Annotated in this window: 17 protein-coding genes, 1 tRNA gene and 5 pseudogenes; 18 read left to right on the top strand and 5 right to left on the bottom strand. The window is 57.2% G+C overall.

The features are described from left to right. The first annotated feature begins 25 nt into the window (after positions 1-25). From sufC to JCM17844_RS10850, 6 genes and pseudogenes are all read left to right on the top strand, one after another. Entirely contained in the window at positions 26-763 is a 738-nt protein-coding gene (gene sufC, locus JCM17844_RS10825) for a Fe-S cluster assembly ATPase SufC (RefSeq protein WP_150000989.1), read from the top strand. Next, positions 760-2097, top strand: a complete 1338-nt coding sequence (gene sufD / locus JCM17844_RS10830) for a Fe-S cluster assembly protein SufD (RefSeq protein WP_150000972.1) — start codon at positions 760-762, stop codon at positions 2095-2097. Before sufC ends, sufD begins: the two co-directional genes overlap by 4 nt. Positions 2098-2177: 80 nt before the next feature. After that, positions 2178-3343, top strand: a pseudogene (locus tag JCM17844_RS10835) (SufS family cysteine desulfurase). Beyond that, a complete protein-coding gene (locus tag JCM17844_RS10840; RefSeq protein ID WP_150000973.1) occupies positions 3340-3816 on the top strand; it encodes an SUF system Fe-S cluster assembly protein in 477 nt (158 codons plus the stop codon). Before JCM17844_RS10835 ends, JCM17844_RS10840 begins: the two are co-directional and overlap by 4 nt. Positions 3817-3837: 21 nt before the next feature. Then, on the top strand, positions 3838-4170 hold the full coding sequence (locus JCM17844_RS10845) for a HesB/IscA family protein (protein WP_150000974.1): 333 nt from the start codon (positions 3838-3840) through the stop codon (positions 4168-4170). A 2-nt stretch (positions 4171-4172) separates the two neighbouring features. After that, a complete protein-coding gene (locus JCM17844_RS10850; RefSeq protein ID WP_150000975.1) occupies positions 4173-5090 on the top strand; it encodes a hydroxymethylglutaryl-CoA lyase in 918 nt (305 codons plus the stop codon). A gap of 74 nt (positions 5091-5164) precedes the next feature. On the opposite strand, the gene JCM17844_RS10855 is transcribed toward JCM17844_RS10850, so the two are convergent. Then, entirely contained in the window at positions 5165-6094 is a 930-nt protein-coding gene (locus tag JCM17844_RS10855; RefSeq protein WP_210431834.1) for a TraB/GumN family protein, read from the bottom strand. Positions 6095-6319: 225 nt separating this feature from the next. On the opposite strand from JCM17844_RS10855, the gene rpmI reads away from it, so the two are divergent. From rpmI to JCM17844_RS10890, 7 genes and pseudogenes are all read left to right on the top strand, one after another. Further along, entirely contained in the window at positions 6320-6520 is a 201-nt protein-coding gene (gene rpmI, locus JCM17844_RS10860; RefSeq protein WP_150000977.1) for a 50S ribosomal protein L35, read from the top strand. A 21-nt stretch (positions 6521-6541) separates the two neighbouring features. Continuing rightward, positions 6542-6907, top strand: coding sequence for a 50S ribosomal protein L20 (gene rplT / locus JCM17844_RS10865; protein ID WP_150000978.1), 366 nt, complete (start codon positions 6542-6544; stop codon positions 6905-6907). Positions 6908-7043: 136 nt separating this feature from the next. After that, positions 7044-8119: pseudogene (pheS, locus tag JCM17844_RS16060) on the top strand (phenylalanine--tRNA ligase subunit alpha). Next, positions 8116-10506, top strand: coding sequence for a phenylalanine--tRNA ligase subunit beta (pheT, locus tag JCM17844_RS10875; RefSeq protein ID WP_150000979.1), 2391 nt, complete (start codon positions 8116-8118; stop codon positions 10504-10506). The pseudogene pheS and the gene pheT overlap by 4 nt, the downstream one beginning before the upstream one ends. A 137-nt stretch (positions 10507-10643) precedes the next feature. Next, complete coding sequence (locus JCM17844_RS10880) at positions 10644-11639, top strand: methyltransferase domain-containing protein (RefSeq protein ID WP_210431837.1); 996 nt, start codon at positions 10644-10646, stop codon at positions 11637-11639. Between the two features lie 74 nt (positions 11640-11713). Continuing rightward, on the top strand, positions 11714-13516 hold the full coding sequence (lepA, locus tag JCM17844_RS10885; RefSeq protein WP_150000981.1) for a translation elongation factor 4: 1803 nt from the start codon (positions 11714-11716) through the stop codon (positions 13514-13516). Between the two features lie 128 nt (positions 13517-13644). Beyond that, entirely contained in the window at positions 13645-15867 is a 2223-nt protein-coding gene (locus tag JCM17844_RS10890; RefSeq protein WP_210431838.1) for a methyl-accepting chemotaxis protein, read from the top strand. 337 nt (positions 15868-16204) lie between these two features. Here the strand turns inward: JCM17844_RS10890 and JCM17844_RS10895 are convergent. After that, positions 16205-16291, bottom strand: a tRNA-Leu gene (locus tag JCM17844_RS10895). A 185-nt stretch (positions 16292-16476) separates the two neighbouring features. Here JCM17844_RS10895 and JCM17844_RS10900 point away from each other — a divergent pair. Next, a pseudogene (locus JCM17844_RS10900) lies at positions 16477-17429 on the top strand (complex I NDUFA9 subunit family protein). 213 nt (positions 17430-17642) lie between these two features. Next, complete coding sequence (locus tag JCM17844_RS10905) at positions 17643-17825, top strand: hypothetical protein (RefSeq protein ID WP_150000983.1); 183 nt, start codon at positions 17643-17645, stop codon at positions 17823-17825. 24 nt (positions 17826-17849) lie between these two features. Here JCM17844_RS10905 and JCM17844_RS16675 read toward each other — a convergent pair whose 3' ends face one another. From JCM17844_RS16675 to JCM17844_RS10915, 3 genes are all read right to left on the bottom strand, one after another. Then, on the bottom strand, positions 17850-18374 hold the full coding sequence (locus tag JCM17844_RS16675; RefSeq protein ID WP_268885149.1) for an undecaprenyl-diphosphate phosphatase: 525 nt from the start codon (positions 18372-18374) through the stop codon (positions 17850-17852). Beyond that, on the bottom strand, positions 18359-18670 hold the full coding sequence (locus JCM17844_RS16680) for an undecaprenyl-diphosphate phosphatase (RefSeq protein WP_210431842.1): 312 nt from the start codon (positions 18668-18670) through the stop codon (positions 18359-18361). Before JCM17844_RS16680 ends, JCM17844_RS16675 begins: the two co-directional genes overlap by 16 nt. A 91-nt stretch (positions 18671-18761) precedes the next feature. Beyond that, a complete protein-coding gene (locus tag JCM17844_RS10915) occupies positions 18762-19115 on the bottom strand; it encodes a hypothetical protein (protein ID WP_150000984.1) in 354 nt (117 codons plus the stop codon). Between the two features lie 75 nt (positions 19116-19190). Between JCM17844_RS10915 and JCM17844_RS10920 the strand changes: the two are divergent. From JCM17844_RS10920 to gltB, 3 genes and pseudogenes are all read left to right on the top strand, one after another. Then, a pseudogene (locus JCM17844_RS10920) lies at positions 19191-20659 on the top strand (NAD(P)-dependent oxidoreductase). Positions 20660-20724: 65 nt separating this feature from the next. Continuing rightward, entirely contained in the window at positions 20725-21258 is a 534-nt protein-coding gene (locus JCM17844_RS10925) for a DUF2059 domain-containing protein (RefSeq protein ID WP_150000985.1), read from the top strand. 124 nt (positions 21259-21382) lie between these two features. Continuing rightward, a pseudogene (gene gltB, locus JCM17844_RS17330) lies at positions 21383-25885 on the top strand (glutamate synthase large subunit). The last annotated feature ends 56 nt before the right edge of the window (positions 25886-25941 follow it).

A 25941-nucleotide genomic window follows, 5' to 3' on the forward strand; every position in this document is an offset into this window, starting at 1 on the left:
AGATAAGAGGCACCAAGTGAGCACATTGCTTGACATCAAGAACCTGCACGTCGCCATCAAAGGCGAAGAAATCCTGAAGGGGCTGGATCTGACCATCGCCTCTGGCGAAGTGCATGCGATCATGGGGCCGAATGGCGCCGGAAAATCCACCCTTGCATCCACCCTTGCGGGCCGTGAAGATTATGAAGTCACCGAAGGCTCCGTGCTCTATCAGGGTGCCGACCTTTTGGAACTGGCCGCCCATGAGCGGGCCGCCAAGGGGGTGTTTCTGGGCTTTCAGTATCCCACCGAAATCCCCGGCGTTTCCAATCTGAATTTCCTGCGCTCTGCCCTTAATGCCCAGCGCCATCAACGGGGCGAGCCGCCCTTGGATGGCGGGGCCTTCATGAAGCTGGCCCGCGAAAAGGCCGGGCAGCTTGGCATGTCCATCGATATGCTGAAGCGCTTTGTGAATGTGGGCTTTTCTGGCGGCGAGAAAAAGCGCAATGAAATGGTGCAGATGACGGTGCTCGACCCCACCATCGCCATTCTGGATGAAACCGATTCCGGGCTGGATATCGATGCCTTGAAAGTGGTGGCAGACGGGATCAACACCATGCGCGGGGCGGATAAGGCAATCTTGCTGATCACCCATTATCAAAGGCTTCTCGATTATGTGAAGCCCGATCATGTGCATGTGCTGGCAGATGGCCGCATCGTGCGGTCCGGCGGCCCCGAACTGGCTCTAGAACTGGAAGAAAAAGGCTATCAGTCGGTGGCATGATGATGGATCAAAGCTCAGACATATCGGGTTTTCAAAAAGCCTATGACACCACGCGCCCCGCCTTGCCGGGCGGGGGCTGGTTGCAGGAATTGCGCCATATCGCCATGACCCGTTTCATGAGCCTTGGCTTGCCCGGCCGCAAATTGGAAAGCTGGCGTTATGCAGACCTCAAGGCCCTGCGCAAAACCCCGTTCCAGCCGGTTACCAAAGCGCCGGAAGCAGACATTGCGGCCATTGAAAAAGCCGCTATAGCCGGGCTGGATGCGCCGCGTCTGGTGTTTGTGAATGGGCGTTTTTCACGGCCTTTGAGCCGGCTTCACACATTGCCCGCCGATCTGGCCCCCAAAAGCCTGCGCGATGTTTTGATGCTGGGTGGCGGGTCGATCCGCGATCTGGTGATGGATCTGCGCGACGGCGATGCCTTTGACCAGCTCAACACTGCGATGATGAGCGAAGGTGTGGTGATCGAAGTGCCCGAAGGCATGCAGGTCAAAACCCCCATAGAAATTGTTTATCTGGTAACCGATGCGGACAATGGGGCCGCCCATTTGCGCAATGTGATCCGGCTGGGCCAAGGGGCGTCCCTTACGGTGGTAGAAAGCTTTGCAGGCGATGACAGCCGCTTTTTCACCAACCAGATCACCCAGACCACCCTTGCCGACGGGGCCGATCTGACCCTGCTGCGTCGCCAGCATGAAGGGTCGGGGACAGTGCATGTCTCGCGCACCTATGCCACCCTTGGCAAAGCCCGCTTCCAGATGGCGTCCATCGCCAGCGGCAGCGCCAGTGCCCGCCATGAATTGCGCGCCGATGTGACCACCGAAGGCGGTCATGTGGGCTATGAAGGCATCCAGCTTGCCCGCGCCGGTCAAGTGCTGGATACGCTGACCTTCATGGACCATGCGGTGCCAAGCTGCACCAGCACCCAGACATATCGCGCCGTGCTGGCAGGCCAGTCCAAAGCAGCGTTCCAAGGCAAGGTTCTGGTCCGCCGCGATGCCCAGCATACGGATGCGCGGCAAAAAGCCGACAGCCTGCTGCTGGATCGTGCAGCCGAGGCCAGCACCAAGCCCGAGCTTGAGATCTATGCCGATGATGTGCAATGCGCCCATGGAGCAACGGTGGGAGAGCTGGACGCCGATCAGGTGTTTTATCTCATGGCGCGCGGATTGGCCCCCGATGAAGCGCGGGCCTTGCTGGTGGAAGCGTTTGTTGCGGAACTATGTGGGAATATCGCCAATGAGCCTGTGCGTGATGCCTTTCTGGCCGATGCCCGCAACTGGCTGACCTCCGCCAATTCCGCCATGGATGCACCAAAAGAAGGGGACCAGTGATGGACGGCCAAGCCCTCGCCTCCCCCGCATCCTATGATCTGGATTCTGTGCGTGCCGATTTCCCGATTCTGTCGCAGCACATGCACGGCAAGCCCCTGGTCTTTCTGGACAGTGCTGCATCCGCGCAAAAACCCCGGCAAGTAATCGACGCGGTCAGCCGCTTTTACGAAACCGGATATGCCAATATTCATCGCGGCGTCTATCAATTGAGCCAGGATGCCACCGAAGCCTATGAAGCCACCCGTGAAACGGTGCGGGCCTTCATCAATGCCGACAGTACCAAGGAAATCATCTTCACCCGCGGCGCCACCGAAGGCATCAATCTGGTGGCCAATAGCTGGGGCCGTACCTTTTTAAAGGCCGGGGATGAAATCATCCTGAGCGCCATCGAGCATCATTCCAATATCGTGCCGTGGCAGATGCTGCGCGATGCCATCGGTATTACAATCAAGGTGGCCCCGGTGGATGACGAAGGGGCGCTGGATTTTGCGGCCTATGAGGCGCTGTTGAGCGAAAAAACCAAGCTGGTGGCGTTTGTCCATATTTCCAATGCCATCGGCACGGAACTGCCCGCCAAACAGATGATTGCCGCCGCCCATAAGGTTGGGGCGAAGGTGTTGGTGGATGGCTGTCAGGCCGCGCCCCATCGGCCTTTGGACATGCAGGATCTGGATGCCGATTTCTATGTATTTTCCGGCCATAAGGTTTACGGCCCCACGGGCATTGGCGTGCTATACGGCAAACGCGTGCTGTTAGAAGCCATGCCTCCGTGGCAAGGCGGCGGCGACATGATCTCTACGGTGACTTTCGAGAAAACCACATGGAACGATCTGCCTTACAAGTTCGAGGCGGGAACCCCCAATATCGCCGGTGGTATCGGCTGAAGGCAGCGCTTGATTATGTCTTGGCCATCGGTTTCGAAGCAATCATGGCCCATGAAGCAGACCTTCTGGCTTATGCGACAGAAAAACTTGCCCCTTTGAACGATATTCGCCTGATCGGTTGTTCGCCCAAACGGGCCGGAATCCTGTCGATTGTGATGGAGGGGTGTCATCCCCACGACATCGGCACCATATTGGATAGAGAAGGCATTGCTGTACGGGCCGGGCATCATTGCGCCCAACCGGCCATGGATCGGTTCAATGTACCGGGTACGGCGCGAGCCAGCTTCGGGCTTTATACCAGCCGGGCCGATGTGGATGCCTTGATCCGCGGCCTTGAAAAAGTGAAGAGTATCTTCGGATGATGGATGACAATTTCAAATCGGATGATGGCGCAGAGAACCCGCAGGGACGCCCTGTGTGGTCGCACAAGCAAGATGGCGGCTATCTGGAAGATTTCCTGAAGGCCGAAGGCGAAGCCGATGCAGACAATGCGCAAGACACAACAACCGATAGCGTGCCGGCAGCCTCCGAAGGCGATCTGAAAACCCGCGTCATCGAAGCGCTGCGGCAGATTTACGATCCGGAAATTCCGGTCAATATCTATGAGCTGGGGCTGATCTACGGCGTCGAGGTGGATGCCACCAACAATGTGGACATCCAGATGACCCTCACCACCCCCCATTGCCCTGTGGCTGAAAGCATGCCCATGGAAGTGGACAGCCGGGTGCGCTCTGTCGAGGGTGTGAACGATGTTGATGTGGATCTGGTATGGGATCCGCCTTGGGATATGTCGCGTATGTCCGATGAAGCCCGTCTGGAACTGGGGCTGTTATAAGCCTTGAAGGAGTGCATCGCCATGACTGCGGACTTTGAAGTCACCGAAAAAGCCGCCGCCCATATCAAGGCCCTGATGGCCAAGCGGGATACACCGGCCTTGGGTATTCGCCTTTATACCAAAGCGGCGGGCTGTTCGGGCCTGATGTATAAAGTGGATTATGTGGAAACCGCCAGAGACGACGACGCCGTGGTCGAAGTGGCGGATGTGAAGCTGTTTATTGATAAAGAGTCGCTGCCTTATCTCAAGGGCGCGCGCATGGATTGGAAAGACGACAAGTTCGAAACCGGCTTCGTGTTTGACAATCCCAATGCCAAAGCCCTGTGCGGTTGCGGCGAAAGCTTCATGGTCTGATCATGCATCGTCCCGTTGAAATGGTGGAAGTGGGCGCGCGCGATGGCTTGCAAAACGAGCCGGAGCTTGTGCCCACCGAGACGAAAATCGCCCTGATCGAACAGATGATGGACACAGGGGCCCGCCGCATCGAAGTCGCCAGCTTCGTGCACCCCAAATGGGTGCCGCAAATGGCCGATGCGGAAGCGGTGGTGGCCGGCCTGCCCAAACGCGACGATGTGACTTATGTGGGGCTGGTGCTTAACAAGCGCGGCTTGTTGCGGGCGCTGGACAGCCGCGATAGCGGCGGCGGTATCGATGAAGTGGGCTGCGTGGCCGTGGCCTCTGACGGTTTTGGTGAAAAAAATCAGGGCATGGGTTGGGAAGCATCCATCGATGTGGTGCGCGATATCTGCCGCCTTGCCCATGCGGAAGATATGGCGGTTCAGGCCACCATTTCCGTGGCGTTTGGCGATCCCTTCGATGGGGCCGTGCCCATGGCGCGGGTGGTGGATATGGCCAAGCGCATCGCAGAGGAAAATCCGAAAGAACTGGCGCTGGGCGATACCATCGGGGTAGCGGTCCCGGCGCAAGTAACGGAGCTGTTTTCAAGGCTGCGTGAAGCCATTCCCCATATTCCGTTACGCGCCCATTTTCACAATACCCGCAATACCGGCATCGCCAATGTCTGGGCAGCCTATCAGGCCGGCGTTTCCATTATCGATGCGTCACTGGGCGGATTGGGCGGCTGTCCTTTTGCCCCCAAGGCCACCGGCAATGTGGCAACGGAAGATGTGGTTTATATGCTGGCCCAATCCGGGGTGGACAGCGGTCTGGATCTGGATCGGCTGATTGCGGCAGCCCGGTGGTTTGAAGGCAAGATCGGCAAACCGCTGCCCTCCATGCTGGCCCGCGCCGGGGGCTTTCCCACCGGACAGTAGCCCAAATAAATCCGGGCGACGACATCTGCAGCCGCCACCCGGATTTCAAAGCAAAAATGCTTTTATTGGCCTCTTTATTGACGGGTCAGCTCATGGCCATTGGCGCGCAATAAGGCAATCACGCTTTTATCGCCTATCAAATGGCCGGCGCCAACCGCCACCAAATGGGTGCCCGGTTCGTCAAGCAGACCCTCTAAAGCCGGAATCCAGTTTCTATTGCGCTGATACAGCAGTTTGTCAGCCAATTCCGGGCTTTCCTCCAAGCCATCGGTCACCAATGCATCCAATGCGTCCAGATCACCGGTCAGCCAGGCTTCTTTCAGTTCTTCAAAATACTGGGCCAGATCATCGATCTGCTCCAGACCTTCTTCGATGAAAGCCACTTGCGCTTCATCGGACAGATTGGCAAACAGCATCAATTGCTCTTCGCCCTTTTCAAGGCCACGAATGTCCTTGCCACTGGCGCTGGCGATCTGCCCCAAAGTGCTATCCACCCCATATTGCGGCAAAAAGCCCGCCTGCATGGCCGACATGACGCTGATTTGCAGCCCTGCCATCCACGGCTTCATACGATCCATCGCCTGCACAGGAATGCCGCGCTTTTCATAGGCGGCGGCCAAATGGTCATAGCTCTCTTTGGGGAGGTGGTTGGACAGCGCATCATCGGGTGCATAAAATCCCAGCGACTGCACCAATTGTTGCAATTTGGGTGAAGCCATCTCGGACGGTGTCAGTTCCAGCGTCAGGCTGTCGGCCTTATCGGCGATGTCTTTCAATTCATCGCTCAGCCACGGCGTATCGGCTTTCAACAAATGAATGGTGCCCAAAAAATATACTGCCGACCCGTCTTTCTCCATTTTCCAGATGGCGGGCGCATGGTGGGCCGGATCTGTTTGGGCAAATGCCGATGGAGTAGCGGCGGCCAAAGACAGGCTTATAAAAGCCAAACCACAAAAAGCCGCACGGCGCCCCATGCGGTGAAAAAAGGTAAGGAATGCGCGCACAAATATCTCCATCAGAAAGCTGAACATGAATAAACGAGGCACCCATGGTACCAAAAGCGCACGGGCTGGCAACGCCTCTCTTGCACAAAGGGCGGGCAGGCTGTATATGCCGTGGCTTCGACAAAGGAACTGGGTGGTCCGGCCTTGTTATAGGGCATGCCGCGGCGACCCGAAAAACAGCACAAGTGCGTGCGTTATGCACCACGCGTCTGAAAGGAGTGCAAAATGCCCAAGATGAAAACGAAGAGCGGCGCCAAGAAGCGCTTCAAAATCACTGCCTCTGGCCGCGTCAAAGCAGGCCAAGCCGGCAAACGCCATGGCATGATCAAACGCACCAACAAGCAGATCCGTAATCTGCGTGGCACCGACACCTTGTCGGATGCGGATGCAAAGATCGTCAAAAAATTCATGCCCTACGCCGGCTGAGCGGATTAAGGAGAAGCAGATATGGCACGCGTTAAACGGGGTGTGACCACCCATGCCCGCCACAAGAAAGTTATCGACCAAGCCGCCGGTTTCCGCGGTCGTCGTAAAAACACATTCCGCACCGCCACACAGGCTGTGGAAAAATCTCTGCAATATGCCTACCGGGATCGCCGCACCAAAAAGCGCAATTTCCGCGCCCTTTGGATTCAGCGCATCAATGCCGGTGTGCGTCTTTATGGCCTCACCTATGGCCGCTTCATGCATGGCCTGAAACTGGCCGGGATCGAGCTGGACCGCAAAGTGCTGTCCGATCTTGCCGTGCGCGAAGAAACCGCCTTTAAGGCGCTTGTCGATCAAGCCGAGGCAGCCCTGAAAAAGGCCGCGTAACCAGACCCGCATCCGCGGTGTTTGACACGTCGTCTCAGATAATTAGGGGGCTTCCCGGCCGGGGAGCCCCTTTTGCTTGTCCCGACATTTAAAGAACACCCCGACACGCATCACAGACCCATTACATCAAGCGAGCATGGATATGAGCGAGCAGCTGGAACACAGCCTTCTGGCCGATATTGAACAGGCCGCCTCCCCCGACGCTTTGGAAGCGGTTCGGGTAAAAGCCTTGGGCAAGAAGGGCCTTGTCACCCAGGAAATGAAGCAGCTTGGGGCCATGACGCCTGAGCAGCGCAAGGAAGCGGGCCCGGCGCTCAATCAATTGAAAACGCGCATCATGGATGCCATCGCTTTGAAAAAAGCAGCGCTCGAAGCAGCGGCGCTCGATCAACGCTTGGCGCAAGAGCGTCAGGATATGACATTACCGGTGTCCCCCCGTCGGCAAGGGCGCATCCATCCCATCACCCAAGTGCTTGATGAACTGTCGGAAGTGTTCGCCGATCTGGGCTTTGCGGTCGCCGAAGGGCCGCATATCGAAGATGATTTCCATAATTTTACGGCGCTCAATATCCCCGAGCACCATCCGGCCCGGCAAATGCACGATACCTTCTATCTGCGCCCGGACGCCATTGGCGAGCGCAAGGTGTTGCGCACCCATACCTCGCCGGTGCAGATCCGCACCATGCTGAATGAAAAGCCGCCCCTGCGCATCATTGCACCGGGCCGCACCTTCCGTTCCGACTCGGATGCCACCCACACCCCCATGTTCCACCAGGTGGAAGGCTGGTGGTGGACCGCAACACCCATATGGGCCATCTGAAGGGCTGCCTTGAAGCATGGCTCAGTGCGTTCTTTGAGGTGGACCGGGTGCGTATGCGCTTTCGGCCAAGCTATTTCCCCTTCACCGAGCCTTCGGCAGAGGTGGACATCAATTGCGCATGGCGGGATGGCGCTTTGGTGGTGGGCGAAGGCGATGATTGGCTGGAAGTTCTGGGATGCGGCATGGTCAATCCCCGTGTGCTGAGCGCCTGCGGCCTTGATCCCGATGAATTTCAGGGCTTTGCCTTCGGGGCGGGGCTCGACCGCTTGGCCATGTTGAAATATGGCATGACCGATTTACGGCCCTTCTTTGAAGGGGATGTGCGCTGGCTCGATCATTATGGATTCGCGCCGCTGGAGGTGCCGACGCTGGCCGGAGGGTTGTCGAAATGAAATTCACATTAAGCTGGCTTAAGCAGCATCTTGAAACCGAAGCATCCCTTGCCGAGATCACAGACACCCTGACCCGCATCGGCCTTGAAGTAGAAAGCGTGGACGACCCGCGTGAGGCTTTGGCCCCGTTCAAAGTGGCCCATGTCATCGCTGCCGATCCGCACCCCGATGCCGACCGCTTGCGCGTGTGCAAGGTGGATACCGGCGCAGGCATCATTCAGGTGGTTTGCGGCGCCCCCAATGCGCGGGCAGGCATGAAGGGTGTGTTCGCACCGCCCGGCTCTTATGTGCCGGGGATCGACATGACCCTGAAACCGGCGAAAATTCGCGGTGTCGATTCGTCGGGCATGCTGTGTTCCGAACGGGAAATGATGCTATCCGATGAACATGACGGCATTATCGAACTGGATGCCGATGCCCCCATCGGCGCGTCCTTCGCTGAAATCGCCGGTCTTGATGATCCGGTGATCGATATTGCCATCACCCCCAATCATCCCGATGCTTTGGGCGTTTCCGGCATTGCGCGGGATCTCGCCGCCGCCGGTCTGGGTCGGGTGATCACGCCCGAGATTGCGCCTGTCGCTGGCACATTCGATTGCCCCATCGCCATCGAGACCGATGCACCAAATGCCTGCCCGGTCTTTGCCGCCCGGCTGATCCGGGGCGTGAAAAATGGCCCCAGCCCCCAATGGCTGCAACAGCGCTTGAAGGCCATCGGCCTGCGTCCCATTTCCTTGCTGGTGGATCTGACCAATTTCCTGACCTATGACCGCGCCCGCCCCCTGCATGTTTATGATGCAGCGAAAATCGGCACCACGGTGCATGCCCGCTTGGCACAGCCCGGCGAAAAAGTCGCGGCCCTTGACGGACAAACCTATGAAACGGCAGGCGGCGAATGTCTGATTGCCGACGATAACGGGCCATTGGGCTTTGGCGGCGTCATGGGTGGCGAAGCCTCTGGCGTCAGCGCCGATACCGTGGATGTGCTTGTGGAATCCGCATGGTTCGAACCCGTACAAACCGCGCAAACAGGGCGGCGCCTGGGCATTGATTCAGACGCCCGCTACCGCTTTGAACGCGGCGTTGATCCGGCCTTTGTGATACCGGGGCTAGAGCTTATCACCCGTATGATCCTTGATCTGGCTGGCGGAGAGGCGAGCCGGATCGTGGTGGCCGGAACCGTGCCCACCCCTGATAAACGCATTGCTTTCAACCCGTCGCGCGTGGCCAGCCTTGGGGGGCTTGATCTGCCCGAAAGCCGCTCCCGCGCGATTCTGGAAAGCCTTGGCTTTGGCTGGGAAGAAAGCGATGCAGGGATCATGGTTCGCGTGCCCAGCTGGCGGCCCGATGTGGACGGGGAAGCCGATCTGGTGGAAGATATCCTGCGCATCGAAGGCTATGATAAAGTGCCGTCTGTGGCGCTGCCACGATTGCATGATGTGGCCCGCCCGACCCTGACTCTGGGGCAAAGCCGAGCCCGTTCTGTAAAACGGTGTCTGGCCCTTGAAGGGTTGTTTGAAGCCGTCACCTGGTCGTTCATGGACAGCACCACCGCCCGGGCCTTTGGCGGCCATCATGATCTGATGCTGGAAAATCCCATTTCCTCGGAATTGGATATGATGCGCCCCAGCCTTGTGCCCAATCTGGTGCAAGCCGCAGGCCGCAACCGCGATCGCGGTGCAGGATCGGTGGCCCTGTTCGAGGTTGGTCCGGCTTATTGCGGCACCAAGCCCGAAGATCAAAGCCTGATCGCTGCCAGCGTGCGTCTGGGCGTAACCGGCGCCCGCCATTGGCGCGACCCGTCGCGTGAGGTGGATGCCTATGATGCCAAGGCCGATGCCATCGCCGCACTGGCGGCTGCCGGAGCACCGGTGGAAAATTTACAAGTCTTCGACGGCGCTCCCCACTGGTACCATCCGGGCCGGTCGGGAACGTTACGCTTGGGTCCAAAGCGCATTCTTGCTGCGTTCGGGGAAATGCACCCCAAAGCCCTGGCAGATCTGGATGTGAAAGGCCCCGTGGTGGCAGCCGAGGTCTATCTGGACCAGATCCCCGAGCCAAAACGCAAAGGCGGACGTGGCCGGGCTGCCCTGCGCCTGTTGAACCTGCCTGCGGTAGAGCGCGATTTTGCGTTCCTCATCGACCGCGATATAGATGTGGGCACCGTGATAAAAGCGGCGAAAAGTGCCGATAAACGGTATATCGAATCGGTGGATGTGTTCGACATTTATGAGGGCAAAGGGGTTGCGCCGGAGTCAAAATCCGTGGCTATCGCAGCCAGATTGCAACCACAGGAAAAAACATTTACAGAAAGCGAAATAGAAGCGATTTGCGCGAAAATCGTCGCTATGGTTGAGAAAGCCACAGGGGGTGCTCTTCGCCGCTAAGACTCTGCTAACCTTTTTTTGTCAGGATGAAATCCGTGTAGGACGGGCGTATTGCGCCCTTCCTATTCTGGTGTCGTTCTAATGTGCGGACCCATAATTCTATGGCCTCGTCTCGGCAGAAAAAAGCGGCTTCTCCGATGTCACTGAAAGTCCGTATGATGGCTTGGTGGCAAGGCTATGACCCTGCGGATGTAGAAAAATTACTGGCGCGAAAGGCCGCTTTGCAGCAAAGCAATGTGCCTGAAGACCCGCCCAAATCCCCCGCTTCTCCAGCCAAAACGGCACCGGACGTTTCCCCCGAAGATCTGGAATTGCCTTTCGATCCGTGGGATTCCAACCGGGTAGAGATTGCGCAATATATCTGGGGCGAGGGATATTGCGGCCCCGGCGGCCCCGAACATGTGATTTCGGTCAGCAAATTGCTGGCCTTGTCGCCGGAAATGAGCTTGCTTGAAATTGGCGCGAATCTGGGTGGGCCAGCCCGCACCCTTGCCGATAAATTTGGCGCTTGGGTAACCGGCTATGAAACCTCTGAACGCTTGGTAAAGCTCGCCAATGAAAAATCGCTGATGGCGGGCATGGCGAAAAAGGCCGACATCAAGCACTTTTCCACAGAAGAGGTCGACAGTTTCGGGCGCAATTTCGATCGGGCTTTCGCAAAGGAAGCCTTCTTCACTATTGAAAACAAAGCTCGGATGATGGGGCTGGTGGAAGCGCATCTGAAGCCTTCTGGCCTGTTTTTGATGACCGACTTCGTGCTTGGCTCCGATAATGTCCTTGGCAAGGAAAGCTATCGCCAATGGCGCGAATCGGAACAGGAAAAACGCCGCCCCTATATGGTGACTTCGGCCGAATTGGTGGATCTGGCCAAAAAAGCCCGCTTCAATATTCGGGTCAGTGAAAATATCACCCCCACCTATATCGACCTGATCAACAAAGCCTGGGCCGGAGCCGATAAAGTGGCGGCGCAATTATCCCGACAAGAAGATGGCGAAGCGCTGTTGCAGGCTCTTTTGAAAGAGGCGGAATTCTGGTCCCTGCGCCGCCGTATGATGGAAAGCGGCGATTTGCAGGTTTGGCGTTTGCTTGCCAGCAAGAAATCCGAAAAGCCGTCCATGATGTCCAATTGGTGATATCTTAAAGAAATCGACGGCCAATATACGAAGCCGCATTGCAGCAAGGCTGCAGCAGCGCTATATGACGCGCCATGGCCAAACTGGAAAACATTCGTAATTTCGCGATTATCGCGCATATCGATCACGGCAAGTCCACGCTTGCGGATCGCCTCATTCAGGATTGCGGTGGGCTGACCAACCGCGAAATGAAGCAGCAGGTGCTCGATTCGATGGAGATCGAGCGCGAGCGGGGCATTACCATCAAGGCGCAGACCGTCCGGCTGGAATATAAAGCCGATGACGGAGAAACCTATATCCTCAATCTGATGGATACCCCTGGGCATGTGGATTTCGCTTATGAAGTCTCGCGTTCGCTGAAAGCCTGCGAAGGCTCGCTTTTGGTGGTGGATGCAAGCCAGGGCGTGGAAGCCCAAACATTGGCCAATGTGTATCAGGCCATCGATATTGACCACGAAGTGGTTCCGGTTCTGAACAAGATCGACCTGCCCGCCGCCGAGCCGGAGCGAATCCGACGCCAAATCGAGGATGTGATCGGCATCGACGCCTCTGAAGCCATTCCGGTCTCTGCCAAAACCGGCGTCGGCGTCCATGAGGTGCTCGAAGCGCTGGTCACCAAGCTGCCCGCCCCCAAAGGCGACGCCAACAAGCCCTTGAAAGCCATGCTGGTGGATAGCTGGTACGACCCCTATCTGGGCGTTGTCGTTCTGGTCCGCGTGATGGACGGGGTGATGAAAAAAGGCATGGTGATGAAGATGATGGCCACCGGGGCCGAGCATCCCATCGACCGCGTCGGTATTTTCTCCCCCAAGAAAACGCCGGTGGAAAGCCTTGGGCCGGGAGAAATCGGCTTTATCACTGCAGGCATCAAGGAAGTGGCCGACACCAATGTGGGCGACACCATCACCGAAGCCAAAAAACCTTGTGCAGAGGCTTTGGCCGGATTCAAGCCGTCACAATCCGTAGTGTTTTGCGGCCTGTTCCCCGCCGATGCCGCCGATTTCGAACATCTGCGCGACAGTTTGCACAAATTACGCCTGAATGATGCCAGCTTCGAGTTTGAAGCGGAAAGTTCGGCCGCCCTGGGCTTCGGGTTCCGCTGCGGATTTCTGGGCATGTTGCATCTGGAGATCATTCAAGAGCGGCTGTACCGCGAGTTTAATCTGGATCTGATCACCACCAGCCCATCGGTGGTATATAAGGTTCATAAAACCGACGGGACTTTGGAAGAACTGCACAATCCTGCAGATATGCCCGACCCTGTGCGCATCGCCCATATCGAAGAACCGTGGATCGAAGCCACCATCATGCTGCCCGATGAACATCTGGGCTCCGTTTTGAAGCTGTGTGAAGATCGGCGCGGCATTCAAAAACAGCTCACCTATGCCGGCAACCGGGCCATGTTGATCTATGAATTGCCGCTCAATGAAGTGGTCTATGATTTTTATGACCGCCTGAAATCCGTCAGCCGGGGCTATGCCAGCTTCGATTATCAGCTGAAGGAATATCGTCAAGGCGATCTGGTGAAGCTGTCGATTCTGGTGAATGCCGAACCGGTGGATGCGCTGGCGATGCTGGTACATCGGTCACAGGCAGAAACCCGGGGGCGCGGCTTATGCGAACGGCTTAAGGATTTGATTCCGCGTCAAATGTTCAAAATTCCGATTCAGGCGGCCATCGGCGGCAAGGTGGTGGCGCGGGAAACAATCTCCGCTCTCCGTAAAGACGTTACCGCGAAATGTTACGGCGGAGACGTCTCACGCAAGCGGAAGCTGTTGGAAAAGCAAAAGGCGGGGAAAAAGCGTATGCGCACCTATGGCAAGGTGGAAATCCCCCATGATGCGTTCATCGCCGCCCTGAAAATGAACGATTCCTGACCTTAAAATTCGCATCAAGTTTAGCGTTTAATATTCCTTAATACCAGCTTGTCACAATGCGACAGAATACCGGGCATGTTCGAGTGCCTGAGTCGTGGATGGTACCTGGGGTCGTAGAAATGTTATCTATGCTTGGTTGGGACGAAAAGAAACTGACAGAACTTTTGCTCCGCGTTCTGACGGTGCGAAACTCTCTTTTGACAATTGTCGGTGTACTCGTTGCGGTTGTGGTGTTTTACGGAGCCATCGCGGCCCTGACCGCCCTTGACCGCCAACGAGACGCGGAATTGCAAGTGGCGGTTGGAGACACCATTGAAGCCATGACCCAGGCAAAACTTGCCTTGGCAGTAGAGCGGGGCGTGGTCAGCACCGCCTTGGGCTTTGATGAAGCGCCAGACCCCCAGTTTTCCATGATGATGTCAAAGGAGCGGGCGCAGTTCGACCGATCCTATGAAAACCTGCACGACCATCTGGACTCCCTTCCCGATTTCCCCAATAAATCCGACCTGATGAGCGCCATGGCAGAGGCGCAAAAGAACTATATGACCTTGCGCGGTTCGGTGGATCGCGCCCTGATCCAGTCTGCGGATAACCGCGAATCGCGGATCGGGCGGAATGCCTCCAACGCTTTGGGCGATCTGATCGAACGCATTTTGGACGTGCGACTTGCCCTGACCTATAGCTTTGCTCCCAGCCACCCCTCTATTCAGGCCAATGGGCAGCTTAAATATCTGCTGTGGCGTATGCAGGAATATGCCTCGCGGGATTGGGCCACCATCGGCGAGTCCATGGCCTCCGGACGCCCCCTATCCAGCCTGATGCTGCAAATCGTTTCCACCTATAACGGTCATGTGGAATCCGCATGGCAAGATGTGCAGGCACTGGTGAGCTCGGAGCTTGTTTCCGAAGAGCTTTCGCCTTTGCTGGAAGATGTGCGCGGCACCTTTTTCGACAATTTCGGTTTGGACCGGGATGAGGTTTATGCCGCCGCCGAGCTGGGTGAACCCAACCCCTTCACAGCCCTTGAATGGATTGAAAAAGCCACCGACGCCTTGGAACCCGTTCAAACACTGGCCGAACGGGCTGGCGAGCTTTCCAGTGCACAAGCTCTCGCCAATGAAGCATCCGAAGCAGCCCAATTCTGGAAAGATGTGGTTCTACTGGCCTTTACCCTGATGGTCGGGGCCATTTCTTTCTGGCTGGTGGTGCGGCGGATCGTGGGGCCTATGGCAGGCTTGTCCCGTACCATGGTTGAATTGTCTCAGGGCAATCTTGAGGTCTCCGTACGGGGTACCCGTCGCAGCGATGAAATTGGCGACATGGCCCGTAGTGTTCAGGTTTTTAAAGACAATGCGGTGGAAAAAATCCGCCTCGAAACCGCGCAGCATGAAGCGGAAGAACGCCAACGCCATGAACGTGAAGAGGCCGAACGGGTGGCCCGCGAACGGGAAGAAGCCCAGCGCCAGCGCGAATTGGAGCGGGAAGAGGAATCACGGCAGCAGCGCCAGGCAGAAATGCTGCAACTGGCCGATACCTTTGAAGCCTCGGTCATGCAAGTGGTGGACGGCCTCAACCAAGCCGCCAGCGAAATGGAACATGCGGCACAAGGATTAACGGAAACCGCCAACGACAATGCAAGCCGTGCCAGCGTCACCTCCAAAACAGCGGACCATGCCACCAACAGCCTGCAAATGGTGGCCAGCGCCGCCGAAGAACTGTCTGCCTCGGTGCGTGAAATTGCCTCTCAAACCAATCAATCCAGCACCTCGGCACGCGATGCCGTGGAACGCACGGAGCGCGCCTCCGGCGATATCCGGGAATTGGTGGATGCGGCACAACGAATCGGCGATGTGGTCAATCTCATCAACGATATTGCCGATCAAACCAATCTCTTGGCGCTGAACGCCACCATCGAAGCGGCACGGGCAGGCGAAGCCGGGAAAGGCTTTGCCGTTGTGGCCAGCGAGGTGAAATCCCTGGCCAATCAAACGGCCAAAGCCACCAGCGACATTTCAGCCCAGATCGATGGCATGCAGGACGCAACGAAAAAGACCGTCGATGCCATCGAAGCGATCCGGACCATCATTGCGGAAATCGATACAACGGCGGTATCCATTGCCTCGGCCGTGGAAGAACAAGACGCCTCGACTCAGGAAATCGCCCGCAATGTTTCGGAAGTGTCGGCCGGTGCACAAGACATTTCCCGCGATATGGCCAGCCTGAATGAAGGGGCTGCCAGCAATGGCGCAGCCGCCAACCAGGTGCTTGGCTCGGCAAAATCGCTGGCCACCCAATCCAGCGAATTGCGCGAGCAGGTGCAACATTTCCTGAGTTCGATCCGCTCGTCCTAAAATACAAGATCGCTTTCAATCAAAAGCCGCTGCCCCCGGGTGGCGGCTTTTTTTATGCGCACAAAGTCCCAAGGCGCTTTACCCGCTCCCTTATAAAGGCAAGGCAAAACGACCAGACCAACCGGACGATCGAGCAATCGGGTGATGGTTTTTAGGGGTCCTATCCGGACCGAGAAGGAACGGCGCGAATACCCGACATAGAGGGGGCCTCATGGCCATCGGAGCCTAAAAGGCTGCCATGCTCTTGTTTTATGGGGTCTGCTGCTCCAGCCAGCGCACAGTCACATTGGGCGTGGCGGCAAAAGAAAGCCGAAGCCGAAGCAAGCCAGAGAAAGAATGGTGCCCAGGAGAGGACTCGAACCTCCACGACCTTGCGATCACTGGCACCTGAAGCCAGCGCGTCTACCAATTCCGCCACCTGGGCAGGTGGGTTGTAAGGCGGCGATAGCTAATAGGCATCGCCCATCTTGTCAAGCTGCTTATTTGCCCCGCCATCAGATCTTTTTCACATCAATTGTCGTAATATGGCCAACAAGATACACTTAATCATAGGGCCTGCCTTTCTGGCTGCGAAAAACCCCCGGATATCGGGGCTGATCGGAGGCGAACATGACCTATCCCTTGGTAACGGTTTTTGGCGGCTCCGGCTTTGTTGGTCGCTATGTGGTGCAGGCTTTGGCGCGAAAGGGTTGGCGGATACGCGTGGCGGTGCGCCACCCCGATCAAGCTCTGTTTCTTTTATCGCTGGGTGCGGTGGGGCAGATCCAGACCGTTCAAGCCAATATCACCCATCCACGGTCTGTGGCCGCCGCATTGAGACGGGCCGATGCCGCGATCAACCTTGTGGGGATTCTATATCAACGCGGATCGCAAAAATTCCATAAGATACAGACCGAAGGAGCCGGCATTCTTGCCAAAGCGGCAAGCCGGGAAGGGGTGAAGTCCCTTGTGCAGATCTCTGCTATCGGGGCCGATAAAAACGCGTCTTCGCTATATGCACAAAGCAAAGCCATGGGCGAAGAAGCGGTCTATGCCGCTTTTCCCAAAGCCACCATATTGCGGCCCAGCCTGATTTTCGGCCCCGAAGACGACTTTACCAACCGCTTTGCCGCCCTTGGGAAGCGCTTGCCCTTCATGCCGGTGATCGCTGGCGATACACGCTTTCAGCCGGTTTATGTGGGCGATGTGGCCAAGGCGGTGCTGGCTGTCTTGATGGGCGGACAAACCACCAAAGCGCGAACCTATGAGCTTGGCGGACCGGAGATTTTTACCTTCCGATCGCTTTTGTCGTTGATCATGGATCAAGCTGGGATTCACAAGCCTTGCTTGACATTCCCATGCCGCTGGCGCGTCTTCAGGCGGCCTTGCTGCAATTTTTGCCCAAGCCACCCCTGACACCGGATCAACTGCGCTTGCTGAGGGTGGACAATGTGGTGCAAAGCGATGCGCTGACCTTGAAAACACTGGGAATCACCGCCACCCCCATGGAAGCGATTTTGCCGGGATATTTCGTCCGCTATCGCCCCAAGGGACAGTTTTCACGGCACCTATCTGCCGGATGACCTGAAAAGGCGGCACGCCCTGCCGGGTCGAATATTCCGTTTGCTGCAAAAACCACATAGTCCCCATGCCGCACCGCAAGGCTTTCCGGCCTTCAGCGCATTTGGCCCAAAGCTTGCTAAGCTTTCCAAGAAGGATCATCTTCTTCGACCCGCCACCGGGCTTGGCCAGAATGACAAGCCATCTGAAAAAGTGACAGACCAACAGGCCAAGCTATGCCCAACCATCAACACAAAACGAACCGCCTGTCCTTAAAAGGCCATGAGGGCGATGAAAGAACCAAGGTGCACAGCATCCCCAAAAGCCGGGCCACCCATCCGGCGATGAGCGACGCGGAGCGTCGCCGCACGGCACGATTGATCGCTCTTTCCTTACGCCGCGCGGTCACCCTTGGCTAAAGGCTGAACACCAAAAGCAGGCGTTTATAAAAGCACCCACACCAGCAACGCCAAACCCAGCGCCACGCGATAAATAACGAATATGGTCATGCTGGCATGTTGCAACCAACGCATCAGGAAATGAATGGCCGCAAGGGCCGCCGCAAAGGATAAACCGGCACCGATCAAGGCGTCCTGCCACGGCCCATCCATCCCTTTTTCCACCAGATCAAGCCCCGCCAACGTACCAGCCGCCAAAATGGTGGGAATAGAAAGCAGCATGGAAAAATGCGCCGCATCCGGGCGTTTGAAGCCAAGCTGGCGGGCCGCCGTCATGGTAATCCCCGCGCGGCTCGTGCCCGGAATAAGCGCCAGAATCTGTGACAAACCGATCAGCAGCGCCGCCTTCAATCCCAGGCTCTTCATTTCTTTTTCGCAGGGCCTTTTTTGATCCACCCCGTAAAGAAGCAAGCCAAAACCAATGCTGGCAAAAGCAATCACCAATGGGCTGCGCAAGGCATCGATCAATCCGGTCAGCTTGAACGCCAATCCCGCTATGACCACCGGCATAGTGGCCAGAACCAATCCCCAAAATAACGTCGGATAACGGCTGCCCGCCACAGCCCGACGGGCAGGCACAACGCCAAGCTTCCCAGCATTGCCAAAGCCAAGCCTTTCGTATCGCGCCAGAAATATACCAGAACGGCTGCCAGCGTGCCCACATGAACAGATACATCGATCAAGAGGCCCTGATCATCCCAGCCGGTAAAAACCGGCACCAGAACCAAATGCGCCGAAGAGGAAATGGGTAGAAATTCCGTGATCCCTTGCACAAGAGCAAGGATCAAAAGATGGAAAAGCGGCATTCACAGTCTCCGCATCACAAAGTCGCAAAAGCGACAAAAACAAGAATATGGCACGCAACACAGCCTCGCTGTTATGCCCCGAACTTCCCCATCATGCCAGTGTCCCTTGCCCCAGATCGTGCAAGGCCTGTTCATGTGCTTGAACGCTGCGGATAGGCTTGGCGTTCCGAAAACGCTTTATGTTGTCTTTTTTAGGGCAGGTTTTCTGGCCTATAGACCATTTCATACTCGTTTTCCAAAATTTATGATGATAGATTGCCGATATCGAGATTACCAAGGCAGCAAGGCCGCCCCAATCTGTCGCGTTTTGCTGTATCGCATGGTCTTGATCCGTCGTTCCACCCAGCCACGGGCTTGTCCCGACCGGATTGGGAAAGAAGGGCGAAATGTCCCACGGAAACAAACGACATACCCCAAAAGAGAGGGCCGAGGGTTTGATTTGCAAGCAGCCCAACGCCCTGACGAGCCGAGCCACTAGGCTGCCTGAACCGATCCGGCAGCTATAAGAAAAGGATCCGCCATGAGCGAGCCTATGCTGAAATTCGTGTCCATTGCCCAAGCCATGCCGACCAAGCGATCGGCGGTGGAGCGGCAAACGGATTTCAACGAGATTTATAGCGCTTTTGCTGCGGAAAAAGCCGCCGAACAGGCATCGCGCTGTTCTCAATGCGGCGTGCCATTTTGTCAAATCCATTGCCCCTTGCAAAATAACATCCCCGATTGGCTGCGTTTGGCTGCTCAAGGCCGCTGGGAAGAAGCCTATGAAATTTCATCGGCCACCAATTCCATGCCCGAAATATGTGGCCGCATCTGCCCGCAAGACCGGCTGTGTGAAGGCAATTGTGTCATTGAAAAAGGCTTTGACTCCGTCACCATCGGGGCCGTGGAAAAACACATCACCGATCTGGCGTGGGAAAAAGGCTGGGTGCGCCCCATCACGCCCCCCATGGAGCGGGATCAAAGCGTTGGCATCATCGGAGCCGGGCCTGCGGGGCTGGCGGCAGCCGAGCGCCTGCGCCGCAAGGGCTATCAAGTCACGGTCTATGATCGCTATGACCGCATCGGCGGGCTGCTGATTTATGGCATCCCCAATTTCAAGCTGGAAAAAGAGGTGGTCACGCGGCGCGGCCAACGGTTGATCGACAGCGGCGTCACCTTCCGCCTGAATGTGGATATCGGACGGGATCTCGGCTTTGACGATCTGCGCAAAACCCATGACGCGGTTTTGATCGCCACCGGCACCTATAAGGCCCGCGATTTGAAAGCGCCGGGCGTGGGATTGGGCAATATTGTCCCTGCGCTTCCTTATCTGGTGCATGCAAACCGCATTGGATTGGGCGATCAGCTGCCCGAATCCGATCTGGAGCGCTTTGATGTCAAAAACAAACGGGTTGTGGTGATCGGCGGCGGCGATACGGCTATGGATTGCGTGCGTACCGCCACCCGTCAGGGAGCCAGCGCCGTCACCTGCCTTTATCGCCGTGACCGGGCCAATATGCCCGGCTCGGCCCGCGAAGTAGCCAATGCGGAAGAAGAAGGCGTCCAGTTCGACTGGCTCTCGGCCCCCGAAGCCTTTTTGGGGCGGCGCACGGTAAACGGCGTGCGGGTTTCCAGCATGCGCCTTGGCCCACCCGATTCCACAGGACGACGCGCCCCGGAGCCCGTGCCCGACCAAAGCCACAGTCTGGATGCCGATCTGGTGATCCATGCCCTGGGATTTGAAGCCGAGGATCTTCCAAAGCCTTTGGCACAACGGACCTTCTCACCACCGGATGGGGAACCGTGAAAACCGATCATCGCAGCATGACAACCTCTATCAAAGGGGTGTTTGCCGCAGGGGACATTGTGCGCGGGGCGTCCCTTGTGGTGTGGGCGGTGCGCGATGGTCAGGATGCCGCCAGCGCCATAGACCGCTATTTGAAGGACCAGCGCAATCCCAAGCCGGAAACGCAGCCAGACCGCACAATGGCGCTTGAGACTGTCAGTTAGGGCTTGCGTAGAAAGCTACCTTTGGCGAGCATTACCAACCTTCAATCCAACCGAAAGTTTAACGAATGTTCCGACTCCCCTTATCCCCTCTCCGCGCGGTGCGCTCTCTTTCCTTTGCCGCGGTTTTTGCCGGGCTTTGCCTTGCCGCACCCGCCAGCGCCCAAGAGGATGAAGAAAAGACCGCCGCCATCCGTGAATTGGTAGAAATCACTCAGGTGGAAGCCATGGCCGACCAGATGATCGGCCTGTTCAATGAAGATATTCTGCCCATGCTTTTGGAGGCCAATCCCGACCAGTCCGAAAAGCTGCGCACCATTGTTCGTGAAGAAGTAACGGCCACCATGAACGATATGAAACCGGCGGTGGTGGCCCTTACGGCCTCTGTCTGGTCGCGGCATTTTTCAACGCAGGAAATCCGCGAACTGACCGCCTTCTACAAAACGCCTTTGGGCGTCAAATTGCTGGAAAAACAGCCGGTCATCGCCCGCGAAAGCATGCAGGCGGGTATGCAGATGTCGCAACAGGCAGCCATGACAGCCATGGAGCATATCAAGCAGCGTTTGACCGCTGAATCCCTAAGCATTCCAGCGCCGCTTTAAGACCCTTTCCGCCGCGCGCCAGGCCCCGAGCTTCGGGCGCGGCTGGAAAGACCCAAGCCATCCGCCACCCTATGGACCCTTAACCGCTTATGTTGATGGTCCGTGATGTCAGGAAAGACCCCAGATGAGTGTTTATCCCCCCAGCGCCATTGGCCTTTACGATCCCATGGACGAGCATGCCGCCTGCGGTGTCGGCCTTGTGGCCGCCGTGAACGGAAAGCCTTCGCGTCGCGTGGTGCTGTCAGGCATTGAAGCACTGAAAGCCGTGTGGCACCGGGGGGCTGTGGATGCAGACGGAAAAACCGGCGATGGTGCGGGTATTCATCTGGAAATTCCCCATGCGCTGTTCCGCGATCATGCACAACGTATGGGCCAGAACATCGCTGAAGATGAGCGCATCGCCGTAGGCATGGTGTTTTTGCCGCGTACCGATCTTTCGGCGCAAGAACGCTGCCGCTCCATCGTTGAGGGCGCCATTCTCGCAGCCGGGCACAAGATCTATGGCTGGCGGCAAGTGCCGGTGGATGCATCCGTCATCGGAACCAAGGCGCAATCCACCCGCCCCGAAATCGAACAGATTCTCATCTCCAATGCCAAAGGCCTGGATGAAGAGCATTTTGAACGCGACTTATATGTGATCCGCCGCACCATCGAAAAAGCGGTTATCGAGGCACAGATCAATGAATTTTATATCTGTTCGCTCTCGGCCCGGTCGATCATCTATAAGGGGCTGTTTCTGGCTGAACAATTATCGGTGTTTTATCCCGATCTGAAAGACAGTCGTTTTGTATCGTCTTTCGCGCTTTATCATCAGCGCTATTCCACCAACACATTTCCGCAGTGGTGGCTGGCCCAGCCTTTCCGGATGATCGCCCATAATGGCGAAATCAACACCGTGCGTGGCAATGTGAACTGGATGCGCAGCCACCAGATCCGCATGGCCTCTCTGGCCTTTGGCGACCGCGGTGAAGCATCAAGCCTGTGGTGCCGCAAGGCGCGTCGGATTCCGCCGCCCTCGATTCGGTGTTCGAGCTTTTGGTGCGCGCCGGCCGCTCCGCCCCCATGGCCAAAAGCCTTCTGGTGCCGGAATCCTGGTCGAAACGGGTCACCATGCCCGATGCACATCGCGCCATGTATGCCTATTGCAATTCGGTGATGGAACCTTGGGACGGCCCCGCCGCCCTTGTCGCTTATGACGGGCGTTTTGCCATGGCGGGGCTGGATCGCAACGGCCTGCGCCCCTTGCGCTATACGGTCACCCGCGATGGCTTGGTGGTTGTCGGCTCGGAAGCGGGCATGGTGGTGGTCCACGAAGAAGATGTGGCGGAAAAGGGCCGTTTGGGGCCGGGCCAGATGATCGCCGTGGATCTGGTGGAAGGCCGCTTTTACCATGACCGCGATCTCAAGGATCAACTGGCGGCTGCCCGGCCTTTTGAACGCTGGGTGCGCCATTTTAAAGATTTCGCCGATATTGTCCCCGACGATCGGGACGAGCCTTCGGCCTTCGACCATTCCGAATTACGCCGCCGACAAATTCTGGCGGGGCTGAGCCATGAAGATCTGGAACTGATCCTGCACCCGCAGGCCGCCGAAGCCAAAGAGGCCATCGGATCGATGGGCGACGACACCCCCCTTGCGGTGCTGTCCACGCATTATCGCCCCTTGTCGCACTATTTCCGGCAAAATTTCTCGCAAGTGACCAATCCCCCCATTGATCCTTTGCGCGAACAACGGGTGATGTCGCTCAAAACCCGGTTCGGGAATTTCGGCAATGTTTTGGATGGCGACAATCCGCAAAACAATGTGCTGATTCTTGAAAGTCCGGTGCTGACCTCGCGGGAATATGCCGCTTTGCTTGATTATTGGGGCAATGAAGCCACCATCATCGATTGCACCTTTGATATCCATGAAGGCTCTGGCGCGCTGAAATCGGCGCTGGACCGTATCCGCGCCGAAGCGGAAGATGCGGTGCGCTCTGGCTTGGGGCAGATTTTCCTGACCGATGAAAAAGTCTCCCCAGATCGGGCGCCGGTGCCAATGATTCTGGCCACCGGCGGGGTCCACACACATCTTCTCAATCAGGGCCTTCGCACCTTTGCCAGCCTTAATGTGCGAGCCGCCGATTGTGTGGATACCCATGCCTATGCGGTGTTGATCGGCGTTGGAGCAACAACGGTCAACGCCTATCTGGCGCAAGAAGCGCTGCAAGAACGCCATGGCCGTGGCCTGTTTGGCAGCATGAGCCTTGAAAAATGCCTGAGCAACTGGAAAGAAGCCATCGACAATGGCTTGCTGAAAATCATCTCCAAAATGGGCATCAGTGTCATTTCCAGCTATCGCGGCGGGGGCAATTTCGAAGCCCTGGGCCTATCGCGGGCCTTGGCTGCGGAATTTTTCCCCAATGTGCCGTCGAAAATTTCCGGCATCGGCCTTGCGGGCATTGAAGAAACCCTGCGCGCCAATCACGCCCGCGCTTTTGGCGAAGATGTCACCAGCCTGCCCATTGGCGGCCTATACCGCTATCGTGCCGGTGGGGAAACCCATGCCTTTGAAGGCCGCCTGATCCATATGCTGCAAATGGCCGTGGCCAGCGGAGCCAGTTCGCAGTTCCGCCATTATGTGGATGCCCTGGCCAAGCTGCCGCCGGTCAACCTGCGTGATCTGATGGACTTTGTCCCCAAGCAAAAACCCGTCAATCTGGACGAGGTGGAATCGGTGACCGCACTCAGGAAGCGCTTTGTAACACCGGGCATGAGCATGGGGGCGCTCTCGCCCGAAGCCCATGAAACGCTGGCCATCGCCATGAACCGTATCGGGGCAAAATCGGTATCGGGCGAGGGGGGCGAGGATGAGCGCCGCTTCACGCCTTATGCCAATGGCGACAATGCCAATTCCCCCATCAAGCAGATCGCGTCCGGGCGCTTTGGCGTCACGGCGAAATATCTCAATAATTGCGAAGAGGTGGAAATCAAGGTCGCCCAAGGTGCAAAGCCCGGCGAAGGCGGCCAGCTTCCCGGCTTCAAGGTGACGGAATTGATCGCCAGGCTGCGCCATTCTACCCCCGGCGTCATGCTGATCTCTCCGCCGCCCCACCATGATATTTATTCCATCGAAGATCTGGCCCAGCTGATCTACGATCTCAAGCAGATCAACCCCATCGCCCGGGTTTGCGTGAAGCTGGTGGCCTCTGCCGGCATCGGTACCATCGCCGCCGGCGTGGCCAAAGCCCATGCGGATGTGATTCAGATTTCCGGCCATTCGGGCGGCACCGGGGCATCGCCGCAAACCTCTATCAAATATGCCGGTGCCCCATGGGAGCTTGGGTTGGCCGAGGTGAATCAGGTGCTGACCCTGAACCGCCTGCGCCACCGGGTCCGCCTGCGGGTGGATGGCGGCATCAAAACCGGGCGCGATATTGTTATCGGGGCGCTTTTGGGGGCCGAGGAATTCGGCATCGGCACCGCATCATTGGTGGCCATGGCTGCCTGATGGTGCGCCAGTGCCATTCCAATACCTGCCCCGTGGGCATTTGCACCCAAGATGAAGCCTTGCGCAAAAAATTCGACGGATCGGCGGAAAAAGTGGTCAATCTGATGACCTTCCTCGCCGAAGATGTGCGAGAAATTCTTGCGAAACTCGGGGCCACCTCTCTAGAGGAAATCGTCGGGCGCTCCGATCTGTTGCGGCAGGTAAGCCGTGGGTCACCACGTCTGGACGATCTGGACCTCAATCCCATCCTTGTGCGCGTCGACGCCTCTGATGAAGAGCGTATCTGCCGCGTCGATGGCCGCAATGAGGTACCCGATACCCTGGATGCCCGCATGGTAGAAGATGCCAAGCCGGTGTTCGAACGCGGGGAGAAAATGCAGCTCACCTACGCGGTGCGCAACACCCACCGTGCCGTTGGCACCCGCTTTTCCGCCCATCTGGTCCGTCAAAAGCGGCACAAGGATATGGCCCCCGGCCATGTAACGGTGCAGCTCAAAGGCTCTGCAGGCCAATCCCTTGGGGCCTTTGCCGTGCGCGGGTTGAAGCTGGTGGTTTATGGCGATGCCAATGATTATGTGGGCAAGGGTTTGTCGGGCGGCACCATCGTTGTGCGCCCGCCCGCACGCTCGCCTTTGGCCAGCAATGAAAACACCATCATCGGCAATACGGTGCTTTATGGGGCCACATCGGGACAGTTATTTGCCGCAGGACAAGCAGGCGAACGCTTTGCGGTGCGCAATTCCGGCGCCGAAGTGGTGGTCGAGGGCTGCGGCGACAATGGCTGCGAATATATGACGGGCGGTACCGCGTGATTTTGGGATCGGTGGGCGATAATTTCGCGGCAGGCATGACCGGCGGCATGGCCTTTGTCTATGATGACCGGGAGATTCTGGACAATCACATCAACCGCGACACGGTGGTGTTCGACCGCATCCGTTCACCGCGCTGGGAAGCGGAATTGAAAGGCCTGATCGAACGGCATTTGCTGGAAACGGATAGCCGCCATGCAGCCATGCTTTTAAGCAATTGGGCAGAAACCCTTGAGCGCGTGTGGCAGGTGGTGCCAAAGGAAATGCTTTCACGCCTACCCTTTCCTTTGGTGGAAAACGCCCAAGAGGCAGAAAAAGAAACCGCTTGAAACACCGGCATGTTCGGCAAAAAGAAAAGGGCAGCTCAAAGCTGCCCTCAGGCTGC

The sequence above is a fragment of the Iodidimonas gelatinilytica genome, assembly GCF_008579125.1.
Taxonomy (GTDB): Bacteria; Pseudomonadota; Alphaproteobacteria; order Sphingomonadales; family Rhodothalassiaceae; genus Iodidimonas; species Iodidimonas muriae.

Coding starts and splice junctions, on each gene's coding strand:
- rplT (WP_150000978.1), top strand. CDS start 6,542: ATGGCACGCGTTAAACGGGGTGTGACCACCCATGCCCGCCACAAGAAA.
- JCM17844_RS16680 (WP_210431842.1), bottom strand. CDS start 18,670: ATGCCGCTTTTCCATCTTTTGATCCTTGCTCTTGTGCAAGGGATCACG.
- JCM17844_RS10905 (WP_150000983.1), top strand. CDS start 17,643: ATGCCCAACCATCAACACAAAACGAACCGCCTGTCCTTAAAAGGCCAT.
- JCM17844_RS10840 (WP_150000973.1), top strand. CDS start 3,340: ATGATGGATGACAATTTCAAATCGGATGATGGCGCAGAGAACCCGCAG.
- lepA (WP_150000981.1), top strand. CDS start 11,714: ATGGCCAAACTGGAAAACATTCGTAATTTCGCGATTATCGCGCATATC.
- JCM17844_RS10845 (WP_150000974.1), top strand. CDS start 3,838: ATGACTGCGGACTTTGAAGTCACCGAAAAAGCCGCCGCCCATATCAAG.
- rpmI (WP_150000977.1), top strand. CDS start 6,320: ATGCCCAAGATGAAAACGAAGAGCGGCGCCAAGAAGCGCTTCAAAATC.
- JCM17844_RS10850 (WP_150000975.1), top strand. CDS start 4,173: ATGCATCGTCCCGTTGAAATGGTGGAAGTGGGCGCGCGCGATGGCTTG.
- JCM17844_RS10890 (WP_210431838.1), top strand. CDS start 13,645: ATGCTTGGTTGGGACGAAAAGAAACTGACAGAACTTTTGCTCCGCGTT.
- JCM17844_RS10880 (WP_210431837.1), top strand. CDS start 10,644: ATGTCACTGAAAGTCCGTATGATGGCTTGGTGGCAAGGCTATGACCCT.
- sufD (WP_150000972.1), top strand. CDS start 760: ATGATGATGGATCAAAGCTCAGACATATCGGGTTTTCAAAAAGCCTAT.
- JCM17844_RS16675 (WP_268885149.1), bottom strand. CDS start 18,374: ATGCCGGTGGTCATAGCGGGATTGGCGTTCAAGCTGACCGGATTGATC.
- JCM17844_RS10925 (WP_150000985.1), top strand. CDS start 20,725: ATGTTCCGACTCCCCTTATCCCCTCTCCGCGCGGTGCGCTCTCTTTCC.
- pheT (WP_150000979.1), top strand. CDS start 8,116: ATGAAATTCACATTAAGCTGGCTTAAGCAGCATCTTGAAACCGAAGCA.